Source organism: Mediterranea massiliensis (assembly GCF_900128475.1).
Classification (GTDB): domain Bacteria; phylum Bacteroidota; class Bacteroidia; order Bacteroidales; family Bacteroidaceae; genus Bacteroides; species Bacteroides massiliensis_E.
In genome coordinates this window covers 226,531-251,386 of the sequence record NZ_LT635835.1, presented here as the reverse complement: position 1 = coordinate 251,386, position 24,856 = coordinate 226,531, and the positions used below count along the sequence as shown (strand labels likewise).

Here is a 24,856-nt window from a genome sequence, read left to right as displayed (position 1 = left end):
GTCATCACCCTGTTGCTGAACATTCCCTATGTCCAGCGTCAGCTTTCTGTGCTCGTCACCCATGAGCTGGAAGCCCTTTTGGACACCCGTCTCCGTGTGGGACGCATCAGCCTCGGTTTGTTGAACCGCATTGTGGTAGAAGATTTGCTGGTCGACGACCGCTCCGGGAAAGAGATGATCAAGGTCACCCGTCTGTCGGCCAAGTTAGACTTTCTTCCTCTTTTGAAGAGGAAGATTTCTATCAGCAACATCCAGTTTTTCGGATTCAACATCCAGCTCGAAAAAGCCACTCCCGAAGCGGCTCCCAATTTCCAGTTTCTGATTGACGCCTTTGCTTCCAAGGACACCGTTCCCAAGGAAACGCACCTCGATCTGCGCATCAATTCCCTGCTCATCCGCCGTGGCTGCTTGTCCTACAATGTCCTTTCCGAGGCGGAAACCCCCGGCCGTTTCAATGCGGGGCACGTCAACCTGAGCGACATCATTGCCAGCATTTCGCTGAAAGCTTTACGTAACGACACCATCCATGCGGCTGTCAAGCGCATGAGTTTCAAGGAGCAGTCTTCCGGTTTCGAGCTGGATCGTTTGGGCTTGGAAGTCATCGGCAACGACAAGGGCATGCAGATAGCGGGGCTCCGCATCGACCTGCCCCGTACCGACCTGCAGATGGACACCATCCGAATGGAGTACGACAGCCTGGCCGCGCTGAAGGATTTTGTCCATCAGGTACGTTTTACCTGCCGCCTCCAGCCTTCGACGCTCACCTTGGGCGATTTGTCGGCTTTCGTTCCGGCCCTGAAGCCTTTTTCTGACCCGCTCCAGCTCGAAGCCGAAGCCGGAGGGACCGTCGATGCGTTGAACTGTCCGTTGCTCTCCATTTCTTCCGGCGACCATTTTGTCCTGCAGGGCGACGTGTCTTTTCAGGATCTGTCCAGTGGCGGCGACGCCTATGTGTTCGGCAACCTGTCCCGCCTGTATGCCGATCCCGAGGGAGTGGCATTCTTTGTCCGCAATCTCAGCAGCCACTACACCGGTGTCCCTCCCGTTCTCCAACGCCTGGGCACCATCAGTTTCCGTGGCGAGCTCTCCGGTTATTTCACCGATTTGGTAACCTACGGAAACATCCGCACCAACCTGGGCGTCATCCGCACCGATATCAAGCTGAGCTCCTATACCGAAGCAGACCGTCACATCCTCTCCTATTCGGGCGACATGAAGACCAGTGGTTTTCACTTAGGTCGGCTGACGGGCAATGCCAAGTCGGGAAACATCACCTTCAATGTCAAGCTGGACGGCCGCCATGTCGCCAACACCTATCCGGCCATCACGGCCAAGGGACTGATATCCTCCATCGACTATAGCGGTTATACCTACGAGAATATCACCCTGGACGGAGAGTATCGCCACGGAGGTTTCACGGGTGGGGTCAGGCTGGAGGACGAGAATGCTTCGCTGGCTCTCAACGGTACCATCAATGCCGTCAGCAAGGTTCCTACCTTCAATTTCCTGGCTTCCGTCAATCACATTCGTCCTCATGCCCTCCATCTCACGAAAAAATACGAGGGAGCCGAATTTTCCGTCCGTCTGAAGGCTGACTTTACCGGAGGCTCCATCGACGAGATGGACGGCGAAATCAACATCGACAGCCTGGAATACACCTCCCCGGAAAACTCTTATTTTCTGGACAACCTCAAGCTGGTGGCCAGCCGTTCGGACGACCATCGCAAGCGCCTCGATTTCATTTCACCCTTTCTGCGTGGCAATATCGAGGGCGACTACTCCTACCGCACGCTTCCGGCCAGCTTCCTCAATATTCTCCGGCGGTACTTGCCGGCCGTTCTCCCCGCGTCCGGGAAAAAAGAAAAACTCCCTGAGACGGCCAATAATTTCGGCTTCGACTTTCATATCTACGACACCGAGTTGCTTTCCAAGGTCTTTGACATCCCCTTGACTGTCTATACCCATTCCACGCTGAAGGGATATTTCAACGACAAGCTGGGCCGGATTCGCATGGAAGGCTACTTCCCCCATCTTCGTTATGGCAACAAGTTCATCGAGTCGGGCCTCCTACTGTGCGAGAATCCCAGCGACTGTTTCCATGCCCGTGTCCGCTTCACCAACCGCCATGCCGACGATGCCGTCAATGTTTCCCTGGAAGCCCGTGCCCAGAACGACAGCCTCCAGACGGTTCTCAATTGGGGCAACAACGGTACCGTCACCTATAGCGGCCAGCTTTCCGCCACTACCCGCTTCATGCGCCACCAGCTGGAGGAAGCCACCAGCAAGACCGTTTCCCGCCGTCGGCGCAAGGCACCTGCTCCCGTTCCGGCTCTGAAGACGGTGGTCGACATCCATCCCACCGACGTCATTCTCAATGATACCCTTTGGAACATCCGTCCCTCCCAAGTGGTGCTCGATTCCGGCCGGGTGTACATTCACGACTTCCAGTTCACCAACCGGCGTCGCTACCTTCATGCCGACGGCATCGTTTCCGACCGTCCTCAGGACACCGTCCGCCTCGACCTGCAGCAGATCAATATCGGCTACGTATTCGACATTGCCAATCTGGGCGTCAATTTCCAGGGAGAAGCCACCGGTCCGGCCTACGCCAGTGGGGTGTTGGGCACCCCCGTCATGTCTACCGACCTCTTCATCCACAACCTGGGCATCAACGACGGCCTGCTGGGCAATGCCGACATCCACGGTGAATGGCACCACGACGTGAAGGGCATTTACCTCGATGCCCGCATTCGTGAGGCCGACATCGCGCGTACCCGTGTCCACGGCTTCATCTACCCCATCAAGCCCACCAGCTCGCTCGACCTGCAGATCGATGCCGACAGCACCAACCTCCAGTTCATCCATTATTACATGCAGAGCATCACGCCTCAGTTCTCTGGCCGTGCCACCGGTCATGTACACTTCTACGGCAAGTTCAAGGCCCTCACCATGGAAGGCCGTGTCTACGGCGACGCGTCCATGAAGGTCGATGTACTCAATACCACCTTCTCCGTCCGCGACAGCATCTACATTGCCCCGGACGGACTCACGTTCCGCAACAACCGCCTCTACGACACCCAGGGCCACCAGGGCACCATGAGCGGCTATCTCCACTACAACCACTTCAAGGACCTCAACTACCGTTTCAACTTCGATGTCAGCAACATGCTGTTGCTCAACACCCGCGAGTCGGCCGATTTCCCCTTCTATGGAACCGTTTACGGCACCGGCACCGCCAGCATCGCCGGCAATGCGGCCGATGGCGTCAACATCAACGTCGCCATGAGCACCGGTCGCAACTCCAACTTTACATATATCAAGGACAATGTCACTTCGGCGGTGTCCAACCAGTTCATCCGCTTTGTCGACAAGACTCCCCGCCGTGCCGTACAGGACAGCGTCCTGGTTTCCATCTACGAGCGGGCCCGCCGCGAGATGGCTGCCGAAGAAGAACTGCGTAACTCCGATACCGACATCCGCCTGAACCTCATTGTCGACGCCACTCCCGATGCCACCATGCGCATCATCATGGATCCTGTAGCGGGCGATTATATCAGTGGCCGTGGTTCCGGCAACATCCGTACCGAGTTCTACAACAAGGGCGACGTCAAGCTGTTCGGCAATTACACCATCAACCAGGGAGTCTACAAGTTCAGCCTGCAGGAAGTCATCCGCAAGGACTTTGTCATCAGGAGCGGCAGTTCCATCACCTTCAACGGCGAGCCGCTCAACGCTACTCTCGACATCCATGCTAACTATACCGTCAACTCCGCTTCGCTGAACGACCTCATTCCCAACGCCAGCACTTTTGTGGACCAGACCAATGTCAAGGTCAACTGTGTGATGGACCTCACCGGCCAGCTCACTTCGCCCAACATCAAGCTCGACCTCGAGCTGCCCAACGAGCGCGACGAGGTGGAAGCCCTTGTCCGCAACTACATCCCCACGGACGAGCAGATGAACATGCAGATTCTCTACCTGCTGGGTATCGGCAAGTTCTATCCTTCCGAAACCTTCGGCACGGGCCAGAACTCCGACATGATGTCCAGTGTGCTCTCCTCCACCCTGTCCGGTCAGCTCAACAATGCCCTTTCCCAGATCATCGACAACAACAACTGGAACGTCGGCACCAATTTCAGTACCGGCGAGAAGGGCTGGACCGACATGGAGTTCGAAGGCATGCTTTCCGGCCAGCTGCTCAACAACCGCCTGCTCATCAACGGTAACTTCGGCTATCGCGACAATCCGTTGGCCAACACCAACTTCGTGGGCGACTTCGAGGCCGAATGGCTTGTCAACCGCTCCGGCGACATCCGCCTGAAGGCCTACAACGAGACCAACGACCGCTATTATACCCGTACCAACCTCACTACGCAGGGCATCGGCATCATCTTCCGCAAGGACTTCGACAAGTGGAACGATCTGTTCTTCTGGAAGAAGTGGAAACTATTCCGGCTCAAGCAGCTGTGTCCCAAGCAGGACGCTCAGCCGGCTGTGCCCGATACCACCTCCACCCGCTGATTTCCGTTTTCCACCTCGGGATAAGACACAAAAATAGGGCGTGTCAAAATAGAAAAGGATAATCAAGACACTATGCCATCCTAAACGAAATGAAGGATCTCAAAACACAACAAACAGTTGCTTTCAAGATCCTTCACTCGTAGCCCTTCACTCGTAGCTCGTCACTCCTTAATACGAGCGTGCGAAAATCACGCGGCAGGCCGACGGTTTGCCCGTCACCATACACTTGCCCGGCTCCTTGTCGCCAGGCACGAACGAGTCGAACGGGATGCAGCGGATGGTCGCCTTCGTCTCCTCCTTGATCTTCTCCTCGGTTTCGGTCGTTCCGTCCCAGTGGGCCAGGATAAATCCGCCTTCCTCAATCTTCTCCTTGAATTCGTCGTAGCTGTCCACCGTCGTGATGCGGCTGTTGCGGTATTTCAGCGCCTTCTGGTAGATGTTCTGCTGTATCTCTTCCAGCAGGTTCTTTACATATTCCTCGATGCCGTCGCACGAGCGTGTTTCCTTCTCCAGCGTGTCGCGGCGCATCACCTCTACCGTGTTGTTTTCCAGGTCGCGTCCGCCCATCACCAGACGAACCGGCACACCCTTCACCTCGTAGTCGGCAAACTTGAAGCCAGGACGTTTGTTGTCCGCGTTGTCATATTTTACCGAGATGCCCATAGCCTTCAGCTTGTCTACGATGCCGGCCACCTTCTGGTCAATCTTCTGCAGCATCTCCGCATTCTTGTAGATGGGGACGATAACTACCTGTATCGGTGCCAGGTGCGGCGGCAGTACCAGGCCGTTGTCGTCGGAGTGCGTCATGATCAGCGCGCCCATCAGTCGGGTCGATACGCCCCACGACGTAGCCCATACATACTCCAGCTTGTTTTCCTTGTTCACAAACTGCACGTCGAAAGCCTTCGCGAAGTTCTGTCCCAGGAAGTGCGACGTACCGCTCTGCAGTGCCTTTCCGTCCTGCATCATGGCCTCGATGGTATATGTGTTCAGGGCACCGGCAAAACGCTCGTTGGCCGATTTCACACCCTTGATTACCGGCACGGCCATATACTTCTCCGCAAAGTCGGCATATACGTTCAGCATCTTCACCGCTTCGGCTTCGGCCTCCTCTTTTGTGGCGTGGGCCGTGTGTCCCTCCTGCCACAGGAATTCAGCCGTACGCAGGAAGAGGCGCGTACGCATCTCCCAGCGGAACACGTTGGCCCATTGGTTGCACAGGATGGGCAGGTCGCGGTACGAGTTGATCCAGTTCTTGTACGTATTCCAGATGATGGTTTCCGATGTCGGACGAATGATGAGTTCTTCCTCCAGCTTGGCTGCGGGGTCCACTACCACGCCGCCGCCATTGGGATCGTTCTTCAGTCGGTAGTGTGTCACCACCGCACATTCCTTGGCGAATCCCTCCACGTGTTCGGCTTCTCGGCTCAGGAACGATTTCGGAATCAGCAGCGGGAAGTAGGCGTTCACGTGTCCCGTTTCCTTGAACATGTTGTCCAGTTGACGCTGCATTTTCTCCCAGATTGCGTATCCGTAGGGCTTGATTACCATACATCCGCGCACTGCCGACTGTTCTGCCAGGTCGGCCTTGACCACCAGTTCGTTGTACCACTGCGAATAGTTTTCGCTGCGTTTGGTCAGATCTTTCAGTTCTACTGCCATATTTATATTGTCTTTTAAAGTTTCCTTTTTCAGCTTGTCAATGTCAATCAGGGTGCAAAAGTACGAATTTCCGCCGAAAAAAAATATCTTAAGCCGTAAATTGAAAGTAGAAAGTTGATATTCATCTATCTTTTATAATTATTACTGGTGCGATAAAATCGCATTTGTTTTAAATATCACCAAATAACGAGAGTCCTTTGACATTTTGGTTTGAAATGATTGATGAGTCTTGCTTTGTTATCAACGACCGCAGGTCTGTTCTTTCCAAAGCGGATATTCTAATCAGGGTAGCCACCTCGGTGATTGAATATTGGCTGTTGCAGGCAACCTTTATTCTTGCCACTGTCAGATACTGTCAGATACGATATGATGGCAGCCCAAAGATGGATTTTGACAGCATTTCCGAATATCCCCACAGAGTCTTTACGGTGATGTTCTGTTTAATCCACTTGAAGAATACCTCTATATCCCATCGATGGCGGTACAAGTTGGATATTTCCAAGGCACTGACTTCAAAGTTATTGTATATAAAGTCCACAATAGTGTCATTGTCAGGGTCATAAACACGGACAAATCTCATGTCTTCGGGATACAGCTTGCTTGAGTTATATCCCGTTACCTTTATATGGGAGTCTTCCAGTACGCCAGATTTGACATCGGAAATATCCATCTGCTTGACAGTCTCGAATTTCATGTTCTCTTTTGGACGTGATACCCAAAATGCCTGAGCCTGATGAAATCTAAAAAGTGCTTTAAAGTCAACATATGCCTTATCCATCACGTAGAAAGCATAAGACTCCGGTGTCAGTGTATCAAGCTCGTTGCTGTCATGCCACTTGCCGTCCGTGATATGGATATTGGCAGGTATGCTGCCTTTCAAATCCAACAGGGTATGCATCTTGACAGCCCCTTTGCTGTATTTCCCCAAAGCCCACGTTGCAAGCTTTATACTGGTTGATATGGTCGTGGAATCAAGCGCATATATCACGTTATCAATGGTAATTTGAGTCAGTTGGATATTTGAGCACATCGGTCTGACCGTGGCAATCAAATAAAGGCCCAGTCCTTCAAAAATGCGATAATCCCTACTTTCGTTTGCACGAGACAATGAGGTATGGTTCACAGCCTTACGAAAGCCGAGATGATAAAGCATCTTGTTATGGGCTTCGAGGCATAGACAAATATCCCTCAGAGAATCACATCCTGTCAACTGTCCGAAAAGCAGATGAAGGAGGTGATTGTAACTGCTGAGATTTTTGGTATGCCAATCTCCTTTATATTGCTTTACGAGTTTATCAAACTGATATCGCGGTATATACTCGACAACTTGGGAAAATACAAATTTGCCCTGATTCATAATCCTGAGATGTTGAAACTACAGGACAATAAATCATTTTCAAATCAAAAAATCAATTAATGCTTATATTTGATTTAAAATTAATCGTTTAACTACAGTGATGTGGTTTTTATCGCACCACTAGTATTTTATAATAATGAATTTTGCATAAGTATTATGAATTATAATTCTACTTGCTTAATGAATCACAATTGACCTACATCAAAAAAACAGGCGGTCAGCAAAAGGTTTCAAACAATGAGACGAATAAGTGTGTTGTATACACCGTTGAAACTTACGGACAACAAACCTATTGACACTAAACAGAGACAAGATGAGAAAAATTGTTTGGATCGCATTTTTATGTAGTCTGGCCTTTATTTCCTGCCAACAGGAGGAATGGACGGAAAGTACCGCAACCGCTACAGGGGGTACCGTCGTCAGACTGAGAAGCGACGGGTATGACAACCGGGAGGAGACCCGGGCCTCTGCACAGGAAACGGACGCCTACGACCGGGTGGAGTTCTGCGTGGCCGACGAGGACGGCTACATCGTAAAGGGACTGAAAGGGATCTATGACCCGCAAAGCCGGGAAATGAAAATCGAAGGACTGAAAGAGGGCGAATACAGACTGCTGATTTTGGCCGTCAGAGGCGACGAACAGGCAGACGGAGCCCGCATCGGTCGGATGGAGCACATGGCGGACGAATGGATCAGCTTCCCGGAAAACCTGGGCAAACCGCTCGAAGCGGAATACTTCTACTCGCAGACGGCTTTCAGCGTGATTCGGGAAAAGACGGAAGAAGGCTACGAACACGAAGCCATCCTACCGGCCGAAATCGTTCAGAAACGCATCATGAGCCGGATGGACATCAACCTGACCTACAACAACGAGAATGTGCGCACGGCCGTGACCCGGAAGACACTGACCCTGGAACAGCCACGGTTCTACACCACCTTCAGAGGGGACGGCGCTTACGACGGACAAAGCGACGGCTCGATGGAAGTGCTGGACCTGAGCCAGGGAACATCATTCTACTTCATGCCCAACGTGGAGGGTACAACGGTGGAAGGCAACATCGACCTGCAGACCCGCCGGTACCGGGGAGGAAACGCGGAGTGCAGCTACCGCTTCGCTACGGAAGAGATTGCGGCCAACCGAATCGCCCACATCCGGGCACGGATGGAACATCCGGACGACTATCTGGGAACCTTGTTCGTGACACGGACTGCCTACGACGAAGGCGGACATGCCCTGATCCTGCAGGACGGGGAGCCGAAAGCGGTCTATACGGACCCGGAACAGCGGAAATTCAACACGGCCCGGCCGCTGCAGCTGGACATCAACAGCGAAGGACAGCTGCACGCCCGATTCTACTCGCCGCGCGACCTGAAAGGTGTACTGGTGAAGGCGAAACTGCCCACAACGGACAGCGAATATTTCGACCTGGCCTACTTTGACTCGATACCGGCCTTTGCGGACTCCTACCACGAAACGACCCTCGCCGGACGGAAAGGCATGTACCGGACGGAATCGGGAAAGCTGGTGGAGATTGGCCCGCTGGCGCCGGAGGCATGGGCGGAAATGGAATTCAAGGTGGAATCGGACGACCCGTACTGGGCCAAGCTGCAGGAGATAGAGCATGGATGGGACATCTACTTCGGGCTTTACGGTGGCGATCCGGACCTACCCGACGGCGGACCGTCGGGCAACTGGATGGGCATCCGGCCGGTGCACTGCCGCGAAGTGGTGGCGCTATTCATCAACTTCACCTACATGATCGATATGAAGGAACACGAGGAGATTCTGAGGGCGAACGAGGACATCCTATATGGTAATGGCGGCGTGGACGACAAGGTAACTGCCGAAAAGGTGCTGTCGCAGATGAGACAGGTACGGACCCTAAAAGTGGGTCTGGTATACTCGGGAAACGGGGTTGTCGGACTGGGTGGAGGAACGACCTTCGGGGCTTACCAAAATGCGTGGATTACCCACTATACGAATACGTATGCCTGCGAAATCATGTTCCACGAGTTGGGTCACGTCATGGGATACAACCACAGCAGCTCGTTCACCTACGGCCCTTGGGCCCAGAAGTTGATGAACCATTTCTATGTGGACAACCTGCACCGCTTCCCCATCGACTCGGCTGCGTACCTGGACAGCAAAAACAATCCGACACTGTACTGAAAATAATAATCTGATGACTGAATAAAGTAACAACCGATGAAAAGATATACCAACAAATTATGGGGAGCCTTGTTGCCCCTGCTGATGGCGGGATGTAACGCGGATACGGCCTGGGACGGCACGGATGCCGCCCGGGGAACAGCGATACGACTGCTGGCCCAAAGCTCATCCGGCACCTCTTCGGAACAAGAGGAACTGCAACTGAACGATGTACGGGCCTACCGCTTTGCCGATGGAACGCTACAGGAAGTGTTCGGCCCGATGACACCCGGAAAGGACGGCCTCTGCTACCTGAACCTGGGTACAGGCAACGGAACGCTGTATGTGCTGGTGAACGCCTCGCAGGTGGACGGCGTCGACGGACTGGAAGCGGGCGTCACCACGCTGGATGAATTCAAGGCGCTCCCGGCCACGACGGCTGCCATGACGGGACAGGGAATGTTGATGAGCGGACAGGCGGATCTGTCCGGAACATCGGTGGCCGAACTGTCCGTCGGACTGAAGAGAAGCGTGGCACGACTGGACCTCGAATCGACCGACAAGGGTGTGGAGGTGCTTCAGGTAAATATCGCGAACCTGGCAGACCGGGGATACATCTGCGAGCAGACGGGCGTAAAAAGTCCCGAGACAGCGGAGAAGATTTCGTTCAAGAAGGACTTCGACACGCCTCTGGCTAACGGCCGCGAAACGCTGATCTACCTCTGCGAACAGCCGGGCGAAGGACGCCAGGCGGAAGTGCTGGTACGTTTCCGAGGCGCCCTGCACCGCATGACCGCCACGCTGCCCGGCAGCATCCGTCGCAACACGACGTACACCCTGCACGTGTACGGACAGGGTGACGACGTCTGCCTGGACCTCACCGCCGACGGATGGGAGAACGGCAGCACGACCGATACGGAAACGGTGGACAAGGCGCTGGTCAATACGGCTGCCTCTGCCCTGCCCGACGGCGTACGGGTGAACGAACGGGCAGACAGCGTATTCATTCCCTACCAGGGAAGCGACTTCCGCCTCGTACTGAACGGCGAAGCCGGTACAACCGTCATAACCGATGGAGCAGTGAACAAGGTGACAGTACAGACGGCCACTGTACGTAGCTTGCAATCGGTTGCTGCCGTCAAAGTATCGGCAGAACAGCGTATCCCGGGAAGCGTTTGGGAATACATCCACTTGAACCTGTACCGGGAACAGACACTGGTGGGACGGGTAGTACTGGCTTGTGAGCCCAACCCTGTAACAATCGAGGGGGAACTGGTACTGGATGAAAACGGAGTATGCGACTTCGGGCGCTATGTGGAAGGAGAACTGGGACGATTGACCGTACCGGAAGGTAAGCTGGTTACCGTGGAAGCAGAAGCCGGAGAAACTCCTTGGATCAAACTGGTAGAAAGTGACGGATATTATCGTGTACTGGGTGGGTGGAAGCCCAACGACCCGAAGGCTGACGGACGAACACAGGAAGCCCGACTGATTATCAGCGATACCAGTGGAAGCAATCGCGAGTCATACGCTATCCGACGGATAAACTGGGGACTGCCGGTTGTAGAAATAGACGGAACTTGGTGGTGCAAGTACAATTTACGAGGGAATGTGAACAAATTTGAAGACCAAATAAGCATTGAATACGACCAAACCATGAATCAGCCTTTGGCCGAGCACTTGGCTTCGTGTACGAATGAAGAACTGCAGACGTTGATGGGCGGTCAATTCCAAGGAGGAAATCCTGACGAGCTACCGCTTCGACACGATGGAAGCGTATTCTACCATGAAGGCTTCAAGAACAACCCGCAAAGCTGGAATGGCATGCCAGCCACGCAAATGGCTCCACCGGGCTACGAAGTGCCCGACTATGACGACTATGCTTTCTTCGGGTGGGGAACCAACTCGAATATCGGTGGCGTAGGAACCAGAACGTATCAGAATACACAAGGAAAGGAAATTACTGCGACCGTCACAGAACGCCAAGCCATTTTTTGCGAACAAGTTTATGGTACGGTAGCTTTTTATGATTTCGAATATGATGGGAACCATTGGACCTTATTTGGATTGGGACACCAATGGAACAGCACAGCCGGAAATATTTCCCGCATGATGATTATGCTGGCTACTGCTGGAACAACATCTAATTCTTGGTACATGGAGGGCTATTCACAATTAGAAAAGGAAGGACAGAACTGGCTAAAATACACAGTTCAGAATACGCAAAAAACCCGTACCATCCGATGTATAAAGACTCCGGTAGAATATACATATAATTGAATAAAACAACAAAAATCACCAAATCTAAATTAATCTACTAACTAACTCAAACAAACGATTATGGAATTTAAGTTTATGAAGGTCACAACCTTTGCAGTAGGAACATTGGTAATGATGTCTTGTTCGAACGACGTGGAAGAAAACCTGCCGTCCGGCGTCCTGGATACTACAATCGTTCGTGCCCAATTGGCTGCTTACGAAAGTTTAGGTCAGGCTCTCGCTGGTGAAAATGACATAACCGACATGAAGGCTTTTTTATTTAAAAATGGAAGTATGGAGAAGATCTATGATTTAGGTTCATCTTTATCCGACAATTACAATATCCAAATAGACAGCCGTCAAGGTAATCTGTATCTGATAGCGTATGCAGGAGGAACTATTCCTACAAACGATTTATTAGAAAAAAGACTGGATGAAGCAGCATGGAAAGCAAGCGTTACCGATATGACCAACGGACAGGCCCAATTCTTCACAGGCATGGTTGCATTGGAAAACACAAGCAGCTCTAACAATACAGCAAATGTAGCATTGAAGCGCGGAATGGCACGTTTTGATCTGAAAACAAACGGCATAGAAGAGATTAAGGTAAAAAGTGTCACCTTGAATAATTTGGCTCAATCTGCATATATATTTCCACAGGAAAGCATTGTATCTCCAGACCAGGCCAGTCGTAGGGATACGACAATCGTATTTACTGAACCAATAACAGGAACAAAAGAAGGAATGCTATATGCCTATGAACAGGAAAACAATAATATTGAGGTACGTGTGACAGCAATCATCAGTGGTGCAGAAAAAACTTTGACCAAAGCATTTGAAGGTCCGCTGAAAAGAAATACAATCTACACCATTACTGTACGCCAAAATTGTATTGACATCAAACTGGATGTAGCTTTTGACGAATGGGAAGAGGGAACAAATACGGAACTGACACCTTAATATTAGAACGATATGAACCTGACACATAATATCATACGGATAGCGGTCTTGGCATGCATGGCATTGTTTGCGTTTTCCTGCTCCGAAAACGAGATGGACGGTTCCATTTCTCCCGACAGACAAACGTTTCTCCAAATGAGCCTGAATAATTTTGGACACGAAAAACCGTTATCGACTCTTCAAGACAGCAGAATAACGAAAATTGATGCCTATATATTCGACAACGGAATACTGACGGAAGCACAGGAAGATCTGACAGCCGACAACGGGCTGTACGAATTACCAATAAAGCAAAGGGCTGGGACATTGTATTTAATAGGTAATGCACCAGATAAGCCAATGCAAGAAATCGGTAACCTGACAGAAACGGATTTTTTGCAATTTGCTATTGACGTATCCGACGTAACGACTGATGTACAGTTTTTTACTGGGGAAATAAATCTGGCAGAGTACAATGGATATACCATTCCTCTGACTGTTAAACGCGGCGTGGCCCGCCTGGACCTCCGCATCCGGACAACAGGCAACCTGGCTGTAACAGATGTCGTGATAAAGAATGCTGCGCAGAAGACGTATGTCTTCCCCCAGTCCGAGGTACGGACACCGGATGGCACGGAGAAGAAGGACATGGTACGGACATTCGGCGAAGGGCTGAAGCAGGACTCGGCCGGTATCTTCTATCTCTGCGAACAGAATAATCCGGACCTGTCGGTCTATGTCAAGGCGGAGATGGACGGAAAGATGTACGAAATGGAACAGGCCCTGCCGGACGTAGTGAAAAGAAATACAGTCTACACCGTGACCGTGCGTAAGGATCTGACGGGCGTAGGACTGGACATCGAAGAATGGAACACGGGCGAAGGGACGGAACTGACACCCAGTCTGGACAGCCGACTGACCGTAGACCAGACGCTATCCGAACTGACCGAAGGCGTGCAGGTGACGGACGAAGGGACGACCCTCGTCTTCGCGCACGGAGCGACGGAAGTGCTGCTGGCCGTGGACTGTGACGATGAACTGGAACTGCTGCCGCTGAACGGCTATCCGCTGACCGTGGAACCGGTGGCCCAAACCCGGGGACTGGAGGGCAAGAACCTCTTCCGGATACGGAAAGCTCTCTATGCGCCGGGCATGCCGACCGACGAAACGACGCTGCAGTTCCACCGCAAGGGGCTGGACAACTCGTATCCCGAGGACCGCATCCGGCTGGTGTTGCAGGCCAATCCGGTGGAAATCGAAGGACTGATGACGTTTGACGCGGAAACCTATACGCACCGCTTCGACCGCTACATCGACAACGAGCTGGGTGCTTTCACCTTACCCGAGGGCAAGCAGTTGTCCGTGGAGTTTGAAGAGGGTGAAGATCCCTGGCTGAAGCTGGAACGGCGTGAAGGAACGGACAATGTATACCGTGTGCTGGCGGGCTGGAAGCCGAACGACCCCACAGCCAACGGACGGGTACAGGAAGGACGGCTGGTCATCAGCCATACGGACGGCTCGCAGCGGGAAGAATACGTCGTGTCGCGACGCAACTATGGTCTATCCGTGACCTGGCTACACGGGGTATGGTGGTGCAAGTACAACGCGAAGGGGAACTCGCGGTCGTTCGACGACCAGGTACTGTCCTCGGCCGATCCGGCCGTACAGGCGGGCCAGACTGCGTTCCAATATCTGGAGAGCTGTACCGCGGAGGAATATTACGACCTCTGGGGATGGGCTTATCAGGGCGACAGCGGACAGGGGCTGAGGGTGGTCAACCAGAACGGGACGGCCGTGCTCGACGGATTCCGGACGGGGCAGACGGTCCACATGAACAAGCTGGCTCCCACCGCACTGGCTCCCGACGGATACGAAGTGCCGAGCATGGAGGAGTTCAACCGCCTGTTCGACGCCACGGACTATGTGTGGGTGATGTGGAGCGGCAGCCATGTGCTGAAGAATCCCTGGGAAGGACACAGCAAAATCCTGCGCGAACAGAAGCGCAGGAACGACGTAACGGTGGACGGACTGGCCGTGAGCGACCTGATATACGTGGCCATGAAGAGTCCGGACTTCCCGCAGTTCGAGCCGGTCGTGTGGTACGGACCGGCGGCACAATGGAATGCATCGGGCATCTATCACGGACACTACAACAACATCCTGTTCACCGTCTATGAGCCGGGAGGCAAGGGGTGGTATTTCAATGGTTCGATGGCCGGTCTGTATCTGACCCAGAATGGTGCCGGAAACAACGATACCCGCATCCTGCGGTTCAAGAAGTCGCCGGTGGAATATATATATGGTACGGATCTCCTGCCATAGCTTCTGACAGGGACTCACGTCCCGGGATTTTACAAAAAAGAGGATGTGTCAAAATAGAAAAGCATAATCAAAACGCAAATCTAAGGGAGCGTAGTGAAGGATCTCAATACACAAACATCTGTTTTCGAGATTCTTCGCTTTACTCCCTTAGATTTGCGCAATAAAAGGAAATACGGTTGGAATGATTACTTTTGTTGTGTGAAAGAAACAGACCAGCCAACTGCAAGGTAAACCATGCTCGCTCCAGATAAAATCTATATTCTGTTTTGGACCTTGCAGTTAACAGTCAAAAAGCCACATAGAAAACTTTGCCTTTTTTACCCTAAAGGTAATGGTAGTTAAGGGAGATGGCTCACGGCTGTTGTAGCTGACCTGTTTAAAAATAAAGAATATGGCAAAGTTAATCATTGGAATCGATTTCAGCAAGGAAAAAATGAATTACTGCTGCATGGAAAGTGAAAGTATGTCTATCCTTCAGGAAGGCGAGGTAGAAAACAGCCGCAAGGGATGTACCCAGATGACAGGCCGCCTACGTAGTCTGTACAAGGGGCTGAAAGCGGCCGATTTCCTGTTCTGCGGTGAAAATACCGGCATGTACAGCATGGAGGTCGTTGAATGCTTCACCCAAAGGAAATATTTGTTTTGGCTGGAGAATCCGCTTCAGATCAAGTTGAGCAGCGGCATACAGCGCAGCAAGACGGACAGACTTGATGCGCGCATGATTGCCGAATACGCCTGCCGGCACCGTGACAAGGCAAAGGGATGCACCCTTCCCGACAAAGGTCTGAAAAAATTGCGGGAACTCCATCTGACAAGAAGAATGCTGAAGGAATGTGAGGTCAAATTACGCAATTTCTCCGGCAGTACGTCAAAGGCCTCCTCCGAAGCATCCAAAGCCCTTCGGAAAGTGATGAAAGCCATTATGGAGTCCGTCAAGTCCTTGGAGAAAGAGATACGTGAAACTCTAATGGAAGAAGACGAGTTCAAGGAAAATACGGAACTGGCGCTCAGCGTCCCCGGCATATCGTGGGTAACAGCATCAGCCATCATTCTGGATACGAGAAACTTTACGAGATTCGATAGCGCCCGCCAGTATGCCAACCATACGGGATGTGTTCCCCATGAACATTCATCCGGCACAAGTATCAACAAGAAGCCCAGAGTGAGCAAGGCATCGAACCGTTATGTCAATTCCCTGCTCACACAAGGTGCACTCTCGTTGTTAACACATAATCCCCGGACAAAGGAGTATGCACAGAGAAAAAAAGCGGAAGGAAAACCCTTCGGATTCATAGTCAATAACATACGCAATAAAACAATACATCGACTGTTCGCTGTCATACGCAACAAAACACCTTTCTGTTGGGACTATGTGAAGGGAAGTCCTACAAGTTGTGTTAACTTATTGCAAAAAGATGTTGTTACATTTGCGTAAATCATAGAAAACAGAATGACAAAGTGATAGTCCTTTCTCCTTTTGACACATCCTCTTCTCCTTGTCATCCGTACAGACATAAAAAAAGGAGCTACGACTGATCGTAACTCCTTGATATCTTGCTGTCGGGGTGAAAGGATTCGAACCTTCGACCCCCTGCTCCCAAAGCAGGTGCGCTAACCGGACTGCGCTACACCCCGAATACCTTCCACAGGGGGAAAGCTCTTCCGCTTATCGCAGATGTACACCCTCAGGGATTCGAACCCTGGACCCACTGATTAAGAGTCAGTTGCTCTACCAACTGAGCTAAGAGTGCATTTGTTTTTCGATTGCGGGTGCAAAGGTAGACCTTTTATCGGAACCTACAAAAGATTTCGCCGTTTTTTTTCGATGAATTCGAGTTTTTTCATTCAAACTCGTAAAGTTCGGAGGGGGTTGTGCGCTTTAAAGCACAGAGTTGCACGTCTTTACCGACAAGGATGCCATAATCGTGCAATTTCAGTTCGACGGTCTTGTAGGCCAGCTCGGGATGGTTGTTGTCCTTGCTCAAATGGCACAGCCAGATGTAGCGCAACCCTTCATTGAAGTTTTCGGCCAGGAACTGGGCGGTGGCCGCATTGCTCATGTGGCCCGTCCGGCTCTTGATGCGTTCTTTCAGATAAGCCGGATAAGTGCCCATCTGCAACATCTCGTCGTCGTAGTTGGCTTCCAGAATCAGGTAATTGGCCTTCTTGATGTATTCGGCCGCTACGGGAGTGATTTCTCCCAGGTCGGTGAGGAAAGCGAACGACTTCCCGTCAATCTGAATGAAATAACCTACGTTGTCCGTACCGTCGTGGGGCACTTCGAAAGACTCTATCCGGAAATCGGCCAGCTGCATGGGCTGCCCCTTCTCCAGGATGCGGGCAGAAGTATGCAACTTTTCGGTCATGCAATAGCTCCGGTTGATGCCTTCATGGATACGCGACGTAGTGTAAATAGGTATATTGAGCTTCTCGCCCAACCCGCCTACCGCCTTGATGTGGTCGGCATGGTCGTGCGTCACAAATACGGCACGGATGGTCTCCATGCCGATACCAAAATCTTTCAAAATCTTCTTGATGCTGCGGGCGGCAATGCCGGCATCAATCAGTATTCCATATTTTTCTGTTCCCAGATAGTAACAGTTACCACTACTGCCACTGGCCAGGCTTATAAATCGTACTTTCATTGTATATCCTCTTCTTTGTTGGCCGTCGTCAAGACGACATTTCTGCAAAAGTGGCGCAAATATAGTGAATTTTGTCCACTTTGGGACTTTTTCTGTTCCATAAAATACCTCAAAAGATACGTCTTTGACAAGACTCGGAAAAAACAGAAAGTTTTTTGACTATTCGTTAGCTATTTATATTTAAAAGTGTATATTTGCATATTAATTGGACAAAAAACAATATGTTTACTTTAAAAATAGAGGAAGATTATGAAAAAGTTTAATTTTAAAATGGCTGCGACCGTTATGATTTGCGGTGCTTTCATGTTCAGTTCGTGCATCGGATCTTTCGGACTGCACAGCAAATTGGTAAGCTGGAATCAAAGTGTTAGTAACAAGTTTGTAAACGAACTGGTATTCCTGGCATTCAATATTATCCCAGTATACGGTGTTTGCTATCTTGCCGACATTCTGGTAATCAACTCCATCGAATTCTGGAGCGGAAGCAACCCGCTGGCCAGCGTAGGTGACATCAAGAAGGTTCAGGGCGAGAACGGCAACTATTTGGTTGAAACGTTGGAAAACGGCTATTCCATTACGAAGGAAGGTGACAAAACGGCTTCCATGGAACTGATCTATGACAAGAGCCAAAACACATGGAATGTAGTGGCAGGCGGTGTCAGCACGGAACTCATCCAGATGAACAACGACGGTACAGCCCAGATGACTTTGCCGAACGGTGAAGAACTGACCGTAACACTCGACGCACAGGGTCTGGCAACAGCCCGTCAGGCCGTCATGACCAATACCTACTATGCACTGAACTAAACAGAAAGTCTATCATTACTATATAGAGAAGGGCGCATCGAGATGCGCCCTTCTTCTTTTTTATTATATTCCTTATTCAAGCACAGACCGGCCGAGCGGACGGAATTTGGCGGAAGGAGCGAGCAGAATGCGTTTGCCGAATACCGGTTTCTGTACTCCGCGCATCGGGATGAAACGGGCATCCAGGCTGCGGGTAGAGAGGGTGCCTTCATCGTCATACGTACGTCCGGCCGCCGTAAGCGCAGCCCGCAACAGGGGTTCATCCACATCGCCCAACTGATAGGGAAGCATAGCGTTGTCTGCCACTTCCACATCCGGAATCAGCCCGTCGGGCATGCAGGGCGTCTTGCCGGCTGCGTTCTGATAGATGCTGACCATGATGTATATACCCCAGTTCTCGATGTCCTGAGGAGAGTCTTCGTAGACATCCTCGGGAGACAGCAGGTACCCCGTACAATATTTGCCATGAGACTGCCCGCCAATGAGTTCCACCTCCATGTAAGGCATCAGGCCGCCCAACAGGGCTTCGGAAGCGGAAGCCGAACCGGAACCAATCAGGCCATAAATCTTCGTCAAACCGATGTTGGCATCCTGGGTACTGGCATTGACTCCAACTTCAGGATAATAGAATTCGGTGGTGAAAGGAGTCTCTTCGTCCCAGCCGGCCTGCGTCAGGAGGTCGTTGTAGACTTCCTTTTCGAAAATCTTCTTCTGACTGACATCCTCCTGCGGAGCAAACATGGAAGCCAGTACGCTTTCGGTTATCACATACCCGCCGCCGTTATAGCGCAGGTCGAGTATCAGTTCGCTAACTTGTTCCCGCTTGAAGTGTTTGGCTATCTCTATCAACTTGTCAATGGACTTCAAATCGAAACTGGAGTAAGCAAGGTAGCCCACCTTCTTTCCATTGAATTCGTAAATGGAATCGCACAGTACCGGATCTTCATACAGAGTTTCGGCCGTCAGGCTGACTTTTTTGCCCAAATCGACCAACTGATTGCTCTCTACATCCAATTTCCCCAACGAAACCGTCAGGGACGGACTGTAATACAGGTCCAGATAATTTTCCGTAGTGAGAGATCCGCCGTTCAGACCGATGATGATGTCGCCCCGCTTCAAATTCATACGGGAAGCGGGCGTATTGTCGTGAACGAAATTGACGACCCCGATGCATTGGTTACTGTTTGCCGCCAGCCGGTAGACAGTCAGATTCCATCCGAACGTAGTTGACACCCCTTCCATACTGCTGGTAAAGGACTCCATATCGTCGGTCAGCATGGTCCATTTGTCAATGTATTGCTCGCCATCATGATAACGGATCCGGTCGACCGTCCCGATAGGATCTTCATTGGTTTTGATATTCCAGGCATCCAAATCGGCACTGATTTCAGTGTTCCATAAATAATAGGTACTCATGATGTCCTTGCCAAACTGGTTGGCATAACGGATTTCTTTCGAGATACTACCCGACAATTCATCTTCCTTTTCTGTTTCCGCACATCCCGTCAGGCTACAAAAGGCCAACAGCAGAATGGACCCTTTGCTCAAAAATGTCAGTTTCATTCCCATTTCTATATTAATTTGTCATTTTTATGCTGCAAAAATAATAAATTCGCACAGACGATACTCGTTTGGAAGAACAAATATTCTTCCTTGACTATTTTTCCGGATGAACCATTATGAACTTGACGGATATTGGAGAACTCCCTACCTTTGTATAACAAACAATAAACGATATATTATGAAAACCTTTTCCCAACTGACATGGACAATACTGCTGGCAGGACTTGTCGCCAGCTGTTCATCCGGCACCGAGGAAACACCACCCTCTGTCCAAATTCCCATTTCACTAAGTTGCGGCATAACGTCTGCCGCAACTCGTGCCACCGACACCGGATTCGAGACGGGAGACCGGATCGGGCTTTATGTCGTCAACTATGAGGGCAGCACAGCCGGCAGCCTGCAGGCTACGGGCAACCATGTGGACAACATGCAGTTTACCTACGACGGGATCTGGACGCCCGCAACCCCCATTTACTGGAAGGATGACACAACTCCGGCCGACTTCTACGGCTACTATCCCTACGGAACAACCCCGACTGACATCAGCGCCGTGCCATTTACCGTGATGGCCGACCAAAGCACGGAAGCCAACTACAAGGCCAGCGACTTTCTGTGGGGCAAGACAGCCCAAGTGGCACCGACTGAAACAGCAGTGGGCCTGACCCTCGACCACCTCTTCAGCTGCGCGGTCGTCAAGGTTGCCGCAGGCAACGGATTTACGGCCGAGAGTCTGGCAGCAGCAGATGTGCAGGTCCGACTGAACGGAGCGACCTGCCAGGCTTCCATCGACCTGAACAACGGACAAGTGACTCCCGGAACCGAAACCGGAAGTATCTCGTTCCTGCGGGGAGAGAACAATGAATTCAAGGCCCTAATTGTTCCACAGACAGTCCCGTCGGCTGACAATTTCCTGACCGTAACCATTGACGGAAGAGATTTCAACATGAAAAAGGAATTTACGTTTGTGGGCGGGAAACGCCACACCTTCACCGTAACCGTGAAAAAGACCAGCAATGGCATCAATGTGGATATAGGCAGCTGGGAAGACGACGGTGCGGACAACGGCGGAGTGGCCGAATGAATCAACCATCAGTTAAATCCATCAAACAACCAATATATATGAGAAGAAATTTCATAACCAGAACCTGGGGTTTATGGGCATTGCTGGCGGCCATGACCGCATGCAACGACGATACGTTCGGTCCCAATGGCCCGGAAGGAAACAGCGGACGCCCCATCGAGCTGTCGGGTGAAATAGAGCAAGTGGCCGCTACCCGCGTGAACGACAACGGATTTTGCGACGGTGACGAAATGGGCGTCTACATAGTAGACTATCAAGGGGATACTCCCGGCACCCTGCAGGCCAGCGGGAACCGGGGCAACAACGTGAAGCACACCTTTGACGAAGCTGCCTACAAATGGAACTCGGCCTACGACGTCTATTGGAAAGACGACCATACCCACATCGACATCTACGGTTATTATCCCTTCGGATCGCCCGAAGACGTGAATGCCTACCCCTTTGAAGTGCAGAAGGACCAGTCGACCACCACTACGGCCAACGAAATGGGTGGCTACGAAGCCAGCGACTTCCTGTGGGGCAAGGCTGCCGACGTAGCTCCGACTGAGAACGTCATCCGTTTGCCCATGCGCCACCGCATGAGCAGTCCGCGCATCACCCTGAACGAAGGCGAAGGCTTTGCCGTCGGCGAATGGGCCGGACTGGAAAAACAGGTGCTGGTCAAGAACGTGAAACGTAATGCCATCATCAACCTGGCCGACGGCAGTGTCAGCGTTACCGGCGAGGTACCGCAGACAGGAACCATCCCCTACCAAAAGGATGACGTATTCCGTGCCATTGTCGTTCCGCAGACGGTTGCGGCCAATACGGTGCTGTTTACGATTACCGTAGACGGTGTGGTCTATGACTTCAGAAAACCGGAGGACTTCACCTACGTCAGCGGCAAGATGCACAACTTCACCATCCAGGTGAACAAGAAGGAACCGACGGGCGAATATACCTTCACACTGCTGGGAGAAAGCATCACGGCATGGGAGAACGACGACGTGTCGCACGACGCCACGATGAAGGAATACATCGTCATCAACTCCACACCCGGACATCTGAAGGATTCGATTACAGCGGCCGGAAAGGATTATCGGAAACTGCAGAACCTGAAGATTACGGGAGAAATCAACGCACAGGACTTCTACTTTATGCGTGATTCAATGGATATATTAAACTCACTAAATTTAAAGGAAGTAATCATTCGTGGAGGGGAACAAACTTTGACAGGAGGAAGTATGGGAAACTATTCTCACAACAATTATGAAATGCCTTACGAAGCTATGCGCTATAAAACCTCACTTTTAAATCTTGTATTACCCGACAAACTGACAAAAATAGGTATTGCTGCTTTTGCCGACTGCCAAAACTTAACCGGATCATTAATTATACCTGAAGGGGTAACAAGTATTGAAGCGGGTGCCTTTTATAACTGTAAATCACTAACCGGAACATTATCATTGCCCAATACAGTAACATCTATTGGAGATGGTTGGGATCTCTGGTGGTATGGTGGTACATTCGGATATTGTGGTTTCACCTGCGAACTGATACTGCCCACTAATCTAGAATATATAGGCACTACCTGCTTTGCAGAATGTACCAATCTGTATGGTTCGCTACACCTGCCTGACAAACTAAAATCCATCGAACCCGGAGCCTTCCATAATTGCAGGAATCTGACCGGAAGCCTGACTATTCCGCAAGAAGTGACGGCCATTCCGGAAACGGCTTTTGCATCATGTGGCTTTGATGGAACACTGACTTTGCACGATGGTATTGTCACCATCGGTGAAGCTGCTTTTCAAGATACACACTTCAAAGGAGAACTGACATTGCCTAAAGATCTAGTCGTACTTAGTAACAATGTTTTTTGCGGCTGCGACTTTTCCGGAAAACTAAAACTCCCCCAAGGACTAAGAACCATTGGTTCGAATGTTTTTGGTAGTTATTCTAGTGGATCCAATTGGCGTCTGATGGGTACCCTTGAAATACCGGAAGGTGTGTTAAGTATTGGCCAAGGTGCTTTCTATAATTGTTGGGGGTTGGAGGGTATTATCCTGCCTGAAAGTTTGGAAAGCATTCAAAACGAAGCTTTCTACCAATGTTATGGCATCGGCAGCATTGTCTGCAAAGGAGCCATACCGCCACATGTACAAGCAGGAGCCTTCGACGGCATAGCTAAAGACAACTTTACCCTCGAAGTACCCGAAAGCGCCATCCAGCAATACCAGGCTGCTGTGGGTTGGAGCGACTTCAAACGTATTGCCGCCCATCGCGAACTGGTGTGCCGCCCCAGCATTGCCAACGCCATCAATACGGAGTGCACCCGCACCCTCGTCGTTGATGCCGAAGGCGACTGGATGGTGGAAAGCCTGCCCGACTGGTGTTCGTTGTCGCAGAACGAGGGCAGCAAAAAGACGGAAGTGACGCTGACCATCCACCAGATGTCGTCCGGAAGCGCCACACGAACAGGCGAAATCGTATTCAAACTGAAAGACCAAGACTACCGCCACACATGCACCGTATCGCAATATGACTACACGTATGCCGAGGACGAAGTCATCACGCTGCAAACTGCTACCCAAGGTAATCGAGGAGGTATCAACCTCGTCTTCCTGGGTGACGGTTACGATGCCAAAGACATCTCCGAAGGCAAGTATATGAAGGATATGCAGGACCAGGTGGAGAACTTCTTCGGCATCGAACCCTACAAGACTTACCGTGACTACTTCAACGTCTATACCGCCATCGCCGTATCGCCCGAAACAGGTATCGGAACTGTCAACACCATCCGCTATGCCAAGTTTGAAACGACGTATACCGGCGGCGTGGGCCTGCGTTGCGACTACGATGCCGTATTCGACTATGCACAGAAGATGCCGACCGTGACGAAGGACAATCTGAAGGAATCGCTCATCATCATGGTACCCAACAGTACCGACTACGGCGGCATCTGCCAGATGTGGGAAGACGGTTCGGCCATCGCCTTCTGTCCGCTGAGCACGTACGGCTATCCGCTGGATACGCGCGGCGTCATCCAGCACGAAGCGGGCGGACACGGATTCGGCAAGCTGGGCGACGAATACATCTACCACAACGAGTTCATCGACTTCTGCCAGTGTACCTGCTGCGGACACGTCTATGAATTCAATATGGCCAAGTCGCTGGGCTGGTACGAGAACCTGTCGCTCACCGGCAAGATGCACGAAGTGCCCTGGAGCCAGCTCATCTTCGACGAGAAGTACAGCGACTTTGTAGACATCTTCGAAGGCGGATACATGCACAGCCGCGGTGTGTTCCGTTCCGAACAGAACAGCTGTATGAACAACGACATTCCTTATTACAGCACTATCAGCCGCATGGCCATCGTGAAGCGCATCAAGCAGTATGCCGGCGAGACCTTCACTTACGAAGACTTCAAAGCCAACGACGTGGTGAGCAGCGATGCCCTGACACGCAGCTTCAACGACCTGCGCTATAGCGGAAGCAGCGTGCACAGCTTCCAGCTTCCTCCGAAAATCCATAAGGGAAGCCCGCTATACAAATAAGGTTCAAACTTAAAA

The 24,856-nt window shown here is 51.3% G+C and carries 13 protein-coding genes and 2 tRNA genes; 9 read left to right on the top strand and 6 right to left on the bottom strand.

What is annotated here, in order from left to right; translation table 11 throughout:
* The first annotated feature begins 12 nt into the window (after positions 1-12).
* A complete protein-coding gene (locus BQ7483_RS03370) occupies positions 13-4,521 on the top strand; it encodes a translocation/assembly module TamB domain-containing protein (RefSeq protein ID WP_235847303.1) in 4,509 nt (1,502 codons plus the stop codon).
* 168 nt (positions 4,522-4,689) lie between these two features.
* Here the strand turns inward: BQ7483_RS03370 and proS are convergent, their stop codons facing one another.
* Positions 4,690-6,183, bottom strand: a complete 1,494-nt coding sequence (gene proS, locus BQ7483_RS03365) for a proline--tRNA ligase (RefSeq protein ID WP_022019871.1) — start codon at positions 6,181-6,183, stop codon at positions 4,690-4,692.
* Positions 6,184-6,538: 355 nt separating this feature from the next.
* Complete coding sequence (locus BQ7483_RS03360) at positions 6,539-7,540, bottom strand: IS4 family transposase (RefSeq protein WP_235847295.1); 1,002 nt, start codon at positions 7,538-7,540, stop codon at positions 6,539-6,541.
* Positions 7,541-7,853: 313 nt separating this feature from the next.
* Here BQ7483_RS03360 and BQ7483_RS03355 point away from each other — a divergent pair, with 313 nt between their 5' ends.
* From BQ7483_RS03355 to BQ7483_RS03335, 5 genes are all read left to right on the top strand, one after another.
* A complete protein-coding gene (locus BQ7483_RS03355; protein ID WP_072544804.1) occupies positions 7,854-9,710 on the top strand; it encodes a hypothetical protein in 1,857 nt (618 codons plus the stop codon).
* Between the two features lie 36 nt (positions 9,711-9,746).
* A complete protein-coding gene (locus BQ7483_RS03350; RefSeq protein ID WP_072544803.1) occupies positions 9,747-11,969 on the top strand; it encodes a hypothetical protein in 2,223 nt (740 codons plus the stop codon).
* Between the two features lie 60 nt (positions 11,970-12,029).
* Positions 12,030-12,908, top strand: coding sequence for a hypothetical protein (locus BQ7483_RS03345; protein WP_022019866.1), 879 nt, complete (start codon positions 12,030-12,032; stop codon positions 12,906-12,908).
* A gap of 339 nt (positions 12,909-13,247) precedes the next feature.
* Positions 13,248-15,209 carry a hypothetical protein gene (locus tag BQ7483_RS03340; protein ID WP_072544802.1) on the top strand — a complete coding sequence of 654 codons (1,962 nt, stop codon included), beginning with the start codon at positions 13,248-13,250 and terminating at the stop codon, positions 15,207-15,209.
* 391 nt (positions 15,210-15,600) lie between these two features.
* The gene (locus BQ7483_RS03335) at positions 15,601-16,644 is read left to right on the top strand and encodes an IS110 family RNA-guided transposase (protein WP_072544801.1); all 1,044 of its coding nucleotides are present in this window, start codon (positions 15,601-15,603) and stop codon (positions 16,642-16,644) included.
* Positions 16,645-16,769: 125 nt separating this feature from the next.
* Here the strand turns inward: BQ7483_RS03335 and BQ7483_RS03330 are convergent.
* The 3 genes from BQ7483_RS03330 to BQ7483_RS03320 form a co-directional block, all read right to left on the bottom strand.
* Positions 16,770-16,844: transfer RNA gene (locus BQ7483_RS03330), tRNA-Pro, on the bottom strand.
* A 43-nt stretch (positions 16,845-16,887) separates the two neighbouring features.
* Positions 16,888-16,960, bottom strand: a tRNA-Lys gene (locus BQ7483_RS03325).
* Between the two features lie 90 nt (positions 16,961-17,050).
* Positions 17,051-17,854, bottom strand: coding sequence for an MBL fold metallo-hydrolase (locus BQ7483_RS03320; RefSeq protein WP_022020645.1), 804 nt, complete (start codon positions 17,852-17,854; stop codon positions 17,051-17,053).
* Between the two features lie 249 nt (positions 17,855-18,103).
* Between BQ7483_RS03320 and BQ7483_RS03315 the strand changes: the two genes are divergently transcribed.
* Positions 18,104-18,661, top strand: coding sequence for a DUF3332 domain-containing protein (locus BQ7483_RS03315; RefSeq protein ID WP_022020644.1), 558 nt, complete (start codon positions 18,104-18,106; stop codon positions 18,659-18,661).
* Between the two features lie 72 nt (positions 18,662-18,733).
* Here BQ7483_RS03315 and BQ7483_RS03310 read toward each other — a convergent pair whose 3' ends face one another.
* Positions 18,734-20,224: a S41 family peptidase gene (locus BQ7483_RS03310; RefSeq protein WP_072544984.1), complete on the bottom strand. Its 1,491-nt coding sequence runs from the start codon at positions 20,222-20,224 to the stop codon at positions 18,734-18,736.
* Positions 20,225-20,402: 178 nt separating this feature from the next.
* On the opposite strand from BQ7483_RS03310, the gene BQ7483_RS03305 reads away from it, so the two are divergent.
* A complete protein-coding gene (locus tag BQ7483_RS03305; RefSeq protein WP_022020642.1) occupies positions 20,403-21,305 on the top strand; it encodes a fimbrillin family protein in 903 nt (300 codons plus the stop codon).
* A 38-nt stretch (positions 21,306-21,343) separates the two neighbouring features.
* On the top strand, positions 21,344-24,841 hold the full coding sequence (locus BQ7483_RS03300; protein WP_162274238.1) for a leucine-rich repeat protein: 3,498 nt from the start codon (positions 21,344-21,346) through the stop codon (positions 24,839-24,841).
* The last annotated feature ends 15 nt before the right edge of the window (positions 24,842-24,856 follow it).